The 10,557-nt window shown below is 68.6% G+C and carries 11 protein-coding genes; 7 read left to right on the top strand and 4 right to left on the bottom strand.

Annotated elements, in window-relative coordinates; translation table 11 throughout:
• Positions 1-817 (top strand): hypothetical protein (locus VD972_RS08595; RefSeq protein WP_324983616.1); only part of this gene is annotated, 817 nt, incomplete at its 5' end.
• The gene (locus tag VD972_RS08590; protein WP_324983612.1) at positions 814-948 is read left to right on the top strand and encodes a hypothetical protein; all 135 of its coding nucleotides are present in this window, start codon (positions 814-816) and stop codon (positions 946-948) included. The genes VD972_RS08595 and VD972_RS08590, both read left to right, overlap by 4 nt.
• A gap of 16 nt (positions 949-964) precedes the next feature.
• Here VD972_RS08590 and VD972_RS08585 read toward each other — a convergent pair whose 3' ends face one another.
• Positions 965-2,104, bottom strand: coding sequence for an alpha/beta fold hydrolase (locus tag VD972_RS08585; RefSeq protein ID WP_324983608.1), 1,140 nt, complete (start codon positions 2,102-2,104; stop codon positions 965-967).
• Between the two features lie 90 nt (positions 2,105-2,194).
• Between VD972_RS08585 and pssA the strand changes: the two genes are divergently transcribed.
• The 4 genes from pssA to VD972_RS08565 all read left to right on the top strand — a co-directional run bounded on the left by pssA (position 2,195) and on the right by VD972_RS08565 (position 6,573).
• On the top strand, positions 2,195-3,043 hold the full coding sequence (pssA, locus tag VD972_RS08580; RefSeq protein ID WP_324983605.1) for a CDP-diacylglycerol--serine O-phosphatidyltransferase: 849 nt from the start codon (positions 2,195-2,197) through the stop codon (positions 3,041-3,043).
• A gap of 114 nt (positions 3,044-3,157) precedes the next feature.
• Positions 3,158-4,423, top strand: coding sequence for a CinA family nicotinamide mononucleotide deamidase-related protein (locus VD972_RS08575; protein WP_324983602.1), 1,266 nt, complete (start codon positions 3,158-3,160; stop codon positions 4,421-4,423).
• Between the two features lie 296 nt (positions 4,424-4,719).
• On the top strand, positions 4,720-6,015 hold the full coding sequence (locus VD972_RS08570; RefSeq protein WP_324983599.1) for a hypothetical protein: 1,296 nt from the start codon (positions 4,720-4,722) through the stop codon (positions 6,013-6,015).
• A 54-nt stretch (positions 6,016-6,069) separates the two neighbouring features.
• Positions 6,070-6,573, top strand: coding sequence for a DUF1285 domain-containing protein (locus tag VD972_RS08565; protein WP_324983596.1), 504 nt, complete (start codon positions 6,070-6,072; stop codon positions 6,571-6,573).
• On the opposite strand, the gene recA is transcribed toward VD972_RS08565, so the two are convergent.
• From recA to VD972_RS08550, 3 genes are all read right to left on the bottom strand, one after another.
• Positions 6,570-7,604, bottom strand: coding sequence for a recombinase RecA (recA, locus tag VD972_RS08560; RefSeq protein ID WP_324983593.1), 1,035 nt, complete (start codon positions 7,602-7,604; stop codon positions 6,570-6,572). The two genes, VD972_RS08565 and recA, sit on opposite strands and share 4 nt — an antisense overlap.
• Positions 7,605-7,820: 216 nt before the next feature.
• Positions 7,821-8,672 carry a YXWGXW repeat-containing protein gene (locus VD972_RS08555; protein ID WP_324983590.1) on the bottom strand — a complete coding sequence of 284 codons (852 nt, stop codon included), beginning with the start codon at positions 8,670-8,672 and terminating at the stop codon, positions 7,821-7,823.
• 200 nt (positions 8,673-8,872) lie between these two features.
• Entirely contained in the window at positions 8,873-9,676 is an 804-nt protein-coding gene (locus tag VD972_RS08550) for a lysophospholipid acyltransferase family protein (RefSeq protein WP_324983587.1), read from the bottom strand.
• A 182-nt stretch (positions 9,677-9,858) separates the two neighbouring features.
• Between VD972_RS08550 and VD972_RS08545 the strand changes: the two genes are divergently transcribed.
• On the top strand, positions 9,859-10,557 hold a 699-nt coding region (locus VD972_RS08545; protein ID WP_414654014.1), incomplete at its 3' end, for an NAD(P)/FAD-dependent oxidoreductase.

Below are 10,557 nucleotides of genomic sequence, written 5' to 3'. Positions count from 1 at the left end.
GGGTGGGCGGGTCCGGCTGCGGCGGGTGACGGTGGAGCAGGGGCGGGGGCCGGGACTGCTGGTGCGAGAGGGGACGCTCGAGATCGAAGACGGGCTGGTCATCGGCCACGAGTACGGGCTGGCCAGCTACGCCGCGAAGCTGGAGGTGCGGGGGTTCACCTCGCTGCGGGCGGAGCGCGCGGGGCTGGGGCTCACCCGGTCCACAGGGCGGCTGGTGGACATCCAGGTGAGCCGGAGCGGCAGCTTCGGGGCGCTGCAGCTCGTGGACTCGGACCTGGAGGTGAGGGACTTCCGCGTGGACGACGTGGACGCCTATGGCGTGCTGGCCACCCGAGGGAAGCTGCGCGCGCGCAACGGCACCATCACCCGGGTGCGCGCGAAGGAGGGCTACACGGGGGATGGCCTGCACCTGCGCGGAGTGGAGGCGGAGCTCGAGGGTGTCCAGGTGCGCGAGGCGCTCGGCGCGGGGGTGCTGGCGGCCCAGGGGGCGGAGGTGACGCTGCGCGACGTGACGCTGTCCGGGTGCAAGCTGGCGGGGCTGGTGGTGGAGAGCCTTGCACGGGTGAAGGCGGTGGGGCTCGAGGTGCGTGACACGAAGGGGACGGCGCTGGCGGTGCTTCGGGACGGCGAGGTGTGGGCGGATGCGCTCACCGCGAGCGGAATGGCCGAGGGGCTTGTCTGGGCGGAATGTGAGGGAGCGACGAAGGTTCACCTGGAGCGTCTCAACACAGAAGATCGCCGAGGACTCTCGGCCCCCTGCATCGAGGTGGCCTCTCCCGTTCCCAGCTCCACCCCACACGAAAGGCAGCGCCCATGACCCGGCACGAGGATGTGGCCGCCTGCTTCAGGGATCCGCGCCTGAGCGCCGCCCGCACCCAGCTCTTCTATGAGCACCAGCTTCGCGGCCTGGTGTTCCGTGGCTTCGACTCGCTGCCCGTGCGCTGGTGAGCGCAGGAGCGGAACCTCAGGCCGGCAGCGTGGGCGACGGTACGGGCTGATCCACCAAGGCGGGCAGAGGCGTGGCCCGAGCCTCCAACCACGTGCGGATGAGTGGGTAGACCTCATTCGGCGCTCCCGTGCCGAACATGAGGTCCCCGTGGCCATAGTCCATCTTGTCCCCTCGATCGCGGCCGAAGATGTGGAGCGTCCGATCGGTGGAGGCCGTGAGCAGCTCGTACTGCTTGCGGACGTTCTCCGCGGTGGCGAGCCGGTCGCTGCTGCCGCCCATCACCAGCACCGGCTGGGTGACGTGGGACAGCCCCGCGCGCCAGTCCACCTTGCCGTCATAGGAGCGGAACGCGTCGTTCTCGATCCAGTCGCGGAACTGCAGGAGCACCTTGCGGCTCATCGACGCCATCATGTTGGCGAACACCTGCCGCTGGATGGGCGGAGGGATGTGCTGGGGGTTCACCACCAGATCCGACATGGGCAAGGTGATGTAGCCGAGGAAGGGCGCGAAGGTGGCGCTCATCCACTCCTGCCGGAGGCTCTGGGGCCAGGCCGCGTGGACCCCCAGCCCCAGCAGCGAGCGCAGGAGAGGCTCGGACTTGAGGAAGACGGGCGCACCCAGCGCGAGCATCCCCGCGACCTGGTGTCCGTGAGGACCCTGCGCCAAGGCATAGCCCACCAGCGCGCCCAGCGAGTGGCCCAGCCAGAAGACGCGCTTGGCGCCCGTCTCCTTCAGCGCCAGCTCCAGCAGCGCAGGCCCATCTTGGAGGATGTGATCATCCACCGTGAAGTCCGTGTACCGGCGGCTTGGCGGTGGGCGGCGCGAGTGTCCCGTGCCGCGCCACTCCACGCTGAAGCAGTCGAAGCCGGCCTCCGCCAGGTAGTGGGCCACCGAGTACGGCGGCGCGAAGTCGAAGGTGAAGCGGTTGGCGGCCAGTCCGTGGCAGAGCAGGACGGGCTCCTCGAAGCGCCGCTGAGGTGCGCGCCGCGCATGAATGGCAAGCTCCCACCCATCCTGGCACCGGGCCTTGAGCAGTTGCGGTGGGGCTGTACGGGGACGGTAAAGGCGGCGAACCCCCAGCACCCAGACCACATTGCCCAGGACGACGGCCAGAAAGAGCAGCAGCCCCCACAGCAGCCATTTTTGCGGATCCATCCAACCCTCCGTGGACGCAATAAAACCTTGCTATGGTCCGTTCAGTCCGCCGTGCAGACGCGAACGAGCATCAGAAAGTTGAGGGATCCGATGAAGCTGCGCCAGCTGATGTTCGTTCTCCCCAACCTCTTCACTGTCACCTCCATCTTCTGCGGCTTCTACGCCATCACGCTCTGCACAGGTGAGGCAACGCCTGTTCATCTCTATCAGGCGGCGCTGGCCATCCTCTTCGCCATGTTCTTCGACGGGTTCGACGGCCGGGTGGCTCGCCTGACGAAGACGCAGAGCGACTTCGGGATGCAGCTCGACAGCCTGGCGGACGTGGTGTCCTTCGGCGCGGCGCCTGCCCTGCTGGTCTACAAGTGGGCGCTGGCTCCCCTGGGCTTCCTGGGCCTGTTCATCTCCTTCGCCTTCGCGGCCTGTGGTGCGCTGCGCCTGGCGCGCTTCAACGTGCTGGCCATGCGCAACCCCCACGGCGGCGGTGGGAACTTCTTCGTGGGCCTGCCCATCCCCCTGGCCGCGGGCGTGCTGGTGTCGCTGATCATCACCCACCACGCGGTGTTCGCGGCGCCGCCGGCCGAGTCGGCTCAGGGGCCCATCGCGGCGGTGGTAGGGCTGCTGGCGCTGTTGATGGTGTCCACGGTGCGCTACCGCACCTTCAAGGACCTGCGCCTCTCGAAGAAGTCCGCCGTCGTCTTCATGCTCGTGGTGGTGAGCGGCCTGGCCATCGCCATCCAGATGCGGCCGGCCTATGTGCTGGTGGCCTACTCCTCCGCGTACCTGGCCATGGGCCTCATCGAGTCCGCATTCCTGGTGCGCAAGCGGCTGGTGGCTCGGAAGGTGGGCGGCGCCGGGGTCGTGGTAGCCGCGGCCGTGCTGGCGGAAGAGGACGAGGAGGACGAGGACGAGGAGGACGAGGAGGAGGCCGCCGGTTCCTGAGAGGGGCCTGGCCGGCGCTCAGCCGCTTCAAGCAGTGCCGCATCCCACCGGCTGTAGGGACAAGCCCCCACAGTTCGTGCCGGGGCAGGGCAGTGCCGCTAGGATGCTCCGCCCATGCGCGTCGAGCTCCTTTGTACCGGTGACGAGCTGGTCACCGGTCTCATCACCGACACCAACAGCCCCTGGTTCGAGGCCCAGCTCTTCCAGCTGGGCGTGAAGGTGGACCGCACCCTGCTCGTGGGGGACGTCCGGCCGGACATCACCCAGGCGCTCCTGGAGGTGGCGTCCCGCGCGGACGTGGTGCTCGTGTCCGGGGGCCTGGGCCCCACCCTGGATGACTTCACGCTGGAGTGCGCCGCCGCGGCTGCGGGCGTGCCGTTGGTGGAAGATCCCCAGGTGCTGCAGTGGCTGAAAGAGCGCTACGCGCAGCGCAACGTGCCGCTGAATCCGGGGGCCTTCCGCATGGCGCGAGTCCCCCAGGGCGCCGAGGTGGTCCGCAACCCCCTGGGCTCCGCGCCCATGGTCATCCTTCGGCTGGGGCGTGCCCGGCTCTTCTTCGTCCCAGGCGTGCCTCGCGAGTACCGGGCGCTGGCGGAGGGCGAAGTGCTCCCGCGCATCCGGGCTTTGCTGGGGAGCGATCCGGAGCGGGTCTACCGCGCCTTCCGCCTGCTGCGCACGGTGGGCATCCCCGAGTCCCAGCTCGATGCGACGGTGGCCCCGCTGGTTCCCCAGCACCCCCGGGTCGTGTTCGGCTTTCGCACCCACGCTCCAGAGAACCACCTCAAGCTGATGGCCACCGCTCCGACGCAGGCGGAGGCGGACGCGGCCCTCGCCGCTGCTGAAGCCGCCTCGCGGCAACTGCTTGGCACGGCGGTCTTCAGCGCCGATGACGAGGAGTACGCCTCGGTGCTGGCGAAGCTGCTGACGCGGGCGGGAGCCACGCTGGCCACCGCGGAGAGCTGTACGGGAGGCCTCATCGCCCAGCAGCTCACCGCCGTCTCGGGCGCGAGCACCTTCTTCATCGGCGGTGCGGTGTCCTATGCGGAGAAGATGAAGGTGGCCTGGGCAGGGGTGCCTTCGGAGGTGCTCGCCCGCCACACAGCTGTGTCGCGTGAGACGGCCTCGGCCATGGCCGAGGGCGTGCGCGCTGTCTGTGGGACGACCTATGGCCTCTCTGTCACAGGCTACGCGGGGCCTACCGGGGGCACGTCCGAGGATCCGGTGGGCACCGTCTACTGTGCACTCGCCGCGGAGGGGGCCCCCACTCGCAGCGAGCGCTTCTCGCTCATGGGCGATCGCGACCGCGTCCGCCTCTTCGCCGCTACCTCCGCGCTCGAGATGTTGCGCCAGCGCCTGCTCGCGGGGCCCTCCGTTCCATGAGCCGCAAGTCCCAGCGTTCCAAGAAGGACTCCTCTCCCTCCGCGAAGGGAGCTCCAGCGTCTGTCCCGGCCCCGCCATCCGCCGAGCCCGCGGCACTCAAGGTGTCCACCGAGATCCCCTCCCAGCCTGAGCAGGCCTCACAGCCCACGGCTCCGGCAGAAGCGGCGCCAGCATCGGGGGAGCCCGTGCCAGTGCCGGCGCCAGCAGCGCTACCCGAGGGCTCAGGCGATCCTTCGGACGTGCAGGGCTCGCCCGCCTCCTCCCCTGCCTCACCGGGGAAGAGGATCTGGGCGGCCGTGCGCATCTGGCTCTCCGCCTACCGGGTGGAGGTGGTGCTCTTCCTGGTCAGCTTCGTGGTGCTGGCGAGCTTCAGCTCTCAGCGCTTCCTGAGGCAGAGCGCTGCGCCGCACTTCATCTACCAGGCGCAGTCCTGGCTGGAGGGGCGGCTCGATGTGGATCCGGAGGTGTTGCCCAACCTGGAAGACTGGGCGTGCGTGAGAGTGGTGGGCGGAGAGAAGGTCCGCTGCGAGGGGCAGCAGCTCCCGAGCGATCGTTGGTACGTGAGCTTCCCGTCATTCCCAGCGCTCGTGATGCTGCCGTTCGTGGCACTGCACGGCTACCAGTTCAATGACACTTCGTTCGGGGTGATCATCGGGGCACTGGCGGTGGCGCTCTTCTTCTCGTTGCTGCGCTTCCTCGCGAGGGATGGGGAGTCGGCGAGGAGCCAGAGCGAGAACATCGGCCTCTCGCTCATCCTGGCCTTCGGCACGCTGTTCTTCTACTGCGCCATCCGTGGCGAGGTGTGGTTCAGCGCGGAGGTGATGGGAGTGGCGCTCACCTGCCTCTACCTGCGCAACGCCGTCCAGGCCCACCGGCCCGTGCTCGCGGGGATCTTCTTCTCCATGGCCACACTCACGCGCACGCCGCTGCTCTTCGCGGGCCTCTTCTTCGTGCTGGAGGCACTGTGCCCGGGGCCGGACCGCCTGGGCCAGCTCCGTGCCCTCGGGACGAACTGGAAGCCGGCGGCTCGCAAGCTGGGCCTCTTTGCCCTAGGCGCCGCGCCGCTCGCCTTCCTTGCCGCGGCCTACAACGTCTACCGCTTCGGCAAGCCGGGCGAGTTCGGCCACGCGTTCCTCTACAACAACCGCGTCAACGCGGACATCGACCGGTATGGGCTGTTCGACTTCTCCTACCTCCAACGCAACCTGGAGGCGGCCTTCCTCAAGCTGCCCCAGGTATCCCTGAATCCGCTCCAGCTCACCTACGACCCGCATGGGCTGAGCCTGCTGCTGACCTTGCCGCTGCTCGTCTTCCTCGTCTACCCGAGGGCGCGGCCCCGGCTGCACTGGCCGCTGTGGCTCACTGTCGCGATCTGCGCGCTGCCGGGGCTCTTCTACCAGAACACCGGCTACATGCAGTTCGGCTTCCGCTTCAGCCTGGACTACACGCCCTATCTGCTGTTGCTCTTCGCCATCGGCGGCTGGTCCTTGCGAAACCGGTTCGTGCTGGCCGCCGTGGTGCTCGGAGTGCTGGTGAACTTCTGGGGCGCCGTGGCGTTCCGCGGCTATACCGAGTACGTCCGGAACTGGTAGCCAGCGGCGGGGAGGCTTGCTTCCGCCGGGCCGGGCGCGCACATAAGGGGTGTCATGCAACCGCCCACCGGACAACCGCCTTTCGGCAAGCGCTGGCACACGCGCGAGGACAGCGGCATCCGTCTCGACAGGAACCTGCGCTGGTGGCACGACGACGAGCCCATCGAGCACCCGAAGATCATCGAGCTCTTCAACACCTCTCTAGTGCTCGACGACGACGGGCGCTATCAGCTCCGCATCGGCCAGGACTGGTGCTTCATCCAGGTGGAGGATGCCGCCTACGAGGTCCGCACGGTGGATGTCACCCCGGACGAGCGCGTGTCCGTCCGCCTGAGCGATCGCACGGCAGAAGCCCTCGAGCTGGATTCCCTCGTGCTGGAGCCGGAGGGCGTCTTCTCCTGTCGGGTGAAGCGTGGCCGGGCCAAGGCCCGCTTCTCCCGGGATGCCCAGTACCAGCTGGGGGAGCTGTTGGAGGAAGGGGAGGGGGGCCGCCTCTTCCTCCGCGCCGGACAGCGCCGCCTGGCGCTGCCCGTGTCGCTCGAGCAGCCGTCGGCCTAGGCCTGCGCCTCCACCGGCTCCGGCGTCTGCACCGGGACAGGCGAGGTAGCCCCGATCAGCTCGGTGGCCAGGCCCTCGAGGGCCTCGGGGTGCTCGCGCAGCCACTCGGACGCCCGCTCACGCCCCTGGCCGATCCGCTCGCCCCTCAGGCTGAAGTGGCTGCCGGACTTCTCGATGAGGCCCGCCTGCACCCCCAGGTCCAGCACCTCGCCCGCGCGGTGGATGCCCACCCCGTACAGCAGGTCGAACTCCGCTTCCTGGAACGGCGGGGCCAGCTTGTTCTTCACCACCTTCACCCGCGCGCGAGTGCCGATGACGCTGTCGCCCTCCTTGAGGTTGCCGGTGCGGCGGATCTCCAGGCGCATCGAGGAGTAGAACTTCAGCGCGTTGCCACCCGTGGTCGTCTCCGGGTTGCCGAACATCACGCCGATCTTCATGCGGATCTGGTTGATGAAGATGATGCACGTGCCCGAGCGGCTCACCGCGCCCGTGAGCTTGCGGAGCGCCTGGCTCATCAGCCGCGCCTGCACGCCCATGTGAGCATCGCCCATCTCGCCCTCGATCTCCGCCCGCGGCACCAGCGCAGCCACCGAGTCCACCACGATCAGATCCACCGCCCCCGAGCGCACCAACTGCTCGGTGATCTCCAGCGCCTGCTCACCGGTGTCCGGCTGGGACACGAGCAGCTCCTCCACGCGCACGCCCAGCTTGCGCGCGTAGTGGACGTCCAGCGCGTGCTCGGCGTCGATGAAGGCCGCCACGCCCCCCGCCGCCTGCACCTGCGCAATGGCGTGCAGTGTGAGCGTCGTCTTCCCCGAGGACTCGTTGCCGAAGACCTCCACGACGCGCCCGCGGGGATAGCCCCCAACGCCCAGCGCCCGATCCAGGCTCACCGAGCCCGAGGGGATGACCGCGATCTTCTGCTCCTGCGCCTCGCCGCCCAGCGGCATCACCGCCCCCTTCCCAAACTGCTTCTCGATCGCCGCCACCGCCGCCGCCACTGCCTTCAACTTCTCCGTTACCTTGTTCATTGCGTCTCCAACGCAGCCCTTCACGGGACATGAGTGCTGCGCCCGAGAGGAAATCCCTCGAGCGCATTGCATGGAGCCATAGGCAATGAGCGTGCCGCGCGCGTTCCCTCGGGAGAGGGAGCGCGGGAGAGTGCGAGGAGTCCGGGATCGCGCACGCACCGTCCACGGCAGTGGATGGCGCATGGACGATGCGCTCAGGAGGGCTGTGGGGGACGGCTAGCGGCGGTGGCGACGGCCCTCTCCGTGGCGGTGCTCCCGGGCCGGAGAGGCCGGGTGGTGGTGCCGGGGACCGCGCTCTCGCCAGTGCCGCCCACCGTCAGGCCCATGCCGGCCGCCGTCGTAGCGATGCACCATGGGGTACCGGTGCCAGGAGTGGAGGAAGTAGCCGGGGTGTCCCCACCGCACGGCGATCCTCGCGTGGCGATAGACGGGGATGACAATCCGGAACGAGCCCGGGGTGGCCCAACCTCCGCCGACGAAGACCCAGGACGGCCCTCGCCGGACCCATCTCGGCGAGACGAAGACCAGACCCTGCTGAGGAGGTGTCACCCAGGTCCCCTCCACCCAGGCCCAGCCGTGGCCGGACCAGTACCAATAGCCAGGGGCCCACGTGGCGCCCGCCGTGGGGGGCAGGGACTGGGCCTCTCCCTGGACGGGAGGAGGCGCCTGGGCCGTGGAGACCTCCTCGTTCACCACGTCGATGGGGATCTCCACCACTGTCAAGCCGGGTCGTGCCCAGCCGCTCGAGACCCACTGCCAGCCATGGCCTTCCTGCCGCCAGAAGCCATTGATGAACTGATAACCAGGCATCGGCGCAATCCAGGCACCTGGCTTGAAGCGCCACTCGCCCCCGTCCCAGTACCAATGGCCAGAGGTCCACACCGCGCCGGCAAAGGGACGGGGAGAAGGGGACTCCGAGGGGAGCACGGGGGGGGCAGAGGGCGCCGTAGGGGACGCATCCAGCACCTCGGCACCCTCGTCATCCGGCGCAGCCACCGGCGCCGTTTGCCCAAGCGCGAGCTGCGATGCCAGTCCGACAACCACACAGGCCAACCCTCGAGGAGTCATGAAGTCATCTCCGTGGAATACCGCCCCTAACCCAGGACCCAACCTCTGGCGTGTCTCGTTCCGGGTCCCTTCGACCTGAGAATCTATAAATGGGGACGCAGGCTGCCCTGGCCCATTCAGGGACTCCTGCCACGAGAGGGGTTCACGAAACAGGGCCGAGCACGGTCGCTCGCCGGGCAGGCGACCAGAGAGCTGCCAGCTCAGTTGGCTGCGGGGGACGGAGACGAGGAGCGGCCCTCTCGTCCCCGCTCGGCGATGGCCTCTGGCACGCCCCCCTGGCCACCGATCTCTCGGTGGAGCTGGATGATGGCGTCACGCACCTGGCGCAGCAGGGCCTCGCGGTCTGCGGGCGTGAGCCCTTTCGTCTCGATGGGGTGGCCCACCTTCATGCGGATGTCGTGCTTGCGCAGCCAGATGCTGCCCCGGGGCAGGTTCTGCAGGGAGCCCTCGATGGCCACGGGGATGATGGGCACCTGGGCCTCGATGGCGAGCACGAAGGGGCCTTTCTTGAAGGGGAGGATGAGCCCGTCCCGCGAGCGGGTGCCCTCAGGGAACGCCAGAATGGACTTGCCCGAGCGGATGCGCTCGCCGGCGCGCTCCAGGCTCGACACGGCCTTCCGGTGGTTGGAGCGGTTGATGAAGATCATCCCTGTCATTGCCATGTACCAGCCCAGGAAGGGCACGTACTTGAGGACGTGCTTGGCGACGAACCGGATGTTCACCGGCAGCGCGGCGAACGCGCAGGGGATGTCCATCGCGGACTGGTGGTTCATCAAGAAGATGTAGGGCCGGCTCCAGTCGAGATCCGGCATCGGCTCCACGAACATCCGCGAGCCGCCAATGCGCCAGTGCATGCTGGCCCAGAAGCGCCGAGCCATCATCAACGGCACATTGCCGTTGAGGGTCAGCAGCATCATCACGCCGGCCGAGGTAATCCAGAAGGCGCCCCACACCACCAGGAAGAGAGCCTGGAGAATGTTGATCAGCGGATGGAGGAACTTCATCAGCAGAGATCTCTCGGCACGGTGGCGTCTTCCCGGAGGCCGCCCCCTCTATCACGCCAGGGCCAGCCTCGGGAGGGAACCACCGTTGAGTGGATGGCTCGGAGGGTACGGACTTCGTTGACTTTGGCTGGGGAGGCGGGAAGGTCCTCCTTGTGACAGCCCGCCCCGACGCCCGTCCCCATGTGGTCATCCTCGGTGGAGGCTTCGGCGGCCTCTATGCGGCCATGCGCCTGAAGCGAGCGCCGGTGCGCGTGACGCTCGTGGATCGCCACAACCACCACCTCTTCCAGCCGCTGCTCTACCAGGTGGCCACCGCGACGCTCAGCCCGAGCGACATCGCCTCCCCGCTGCGAGGAATCCTGGGCCGCTACGGCATCTCCGTGCTGCTCGCGGAGGCGACGCAGATCGATGTGCCAGGCAAGCGCGTGCTGCTCGCGGATGGGGAGCTGGCGTACGACTTTCTCATCGTCGCCACCGGAGTCACCCACTCCTACTTCGGGCATGACGAGTGGTCTCGTTTTGCGCCGGGGCTCAAGACCATCGAGGACGCGGTGGAGATCCGCCGGCAGGTGCTGCTCGCCTTCGAGCTGGCCGAGCGCGAAGCGGACCCCGCGCGCCGCCGCGAGCTGTTGACCTTCGTCATCGTGGGAGGGGGAGCCACCGGCGTGGAGCTGGCGGGCGCTCTGTCGGAGATCAGTCGGCACGCGCTGGTGCGGGACTTCCAGAACATCGATCCGAGCCAGGCGCGTATCCTGTTGGTGGAGGGCGCCGCTCACGTGCTGCCCACCTTCCCGGAGAAGCTGTCCATCCGGGCTCGCCAGTCGCTGGAGCGGCTGGGGGTGGAGGTTCGCACGGGCGTCCGGGTCACCCAGATCGACGAG

Origin of the sequence: Hyalangium sp. (genome assembly GCF_035629615.1) — a bacterium.
Lineage (GTDB): Bacteria > Myxococcota > Myxococcia > Myxococcales > Myxococcaceae > Hyalangium.
This window is presented reverse-complemented; position numbering and strand designations above follow the sequence as displayed.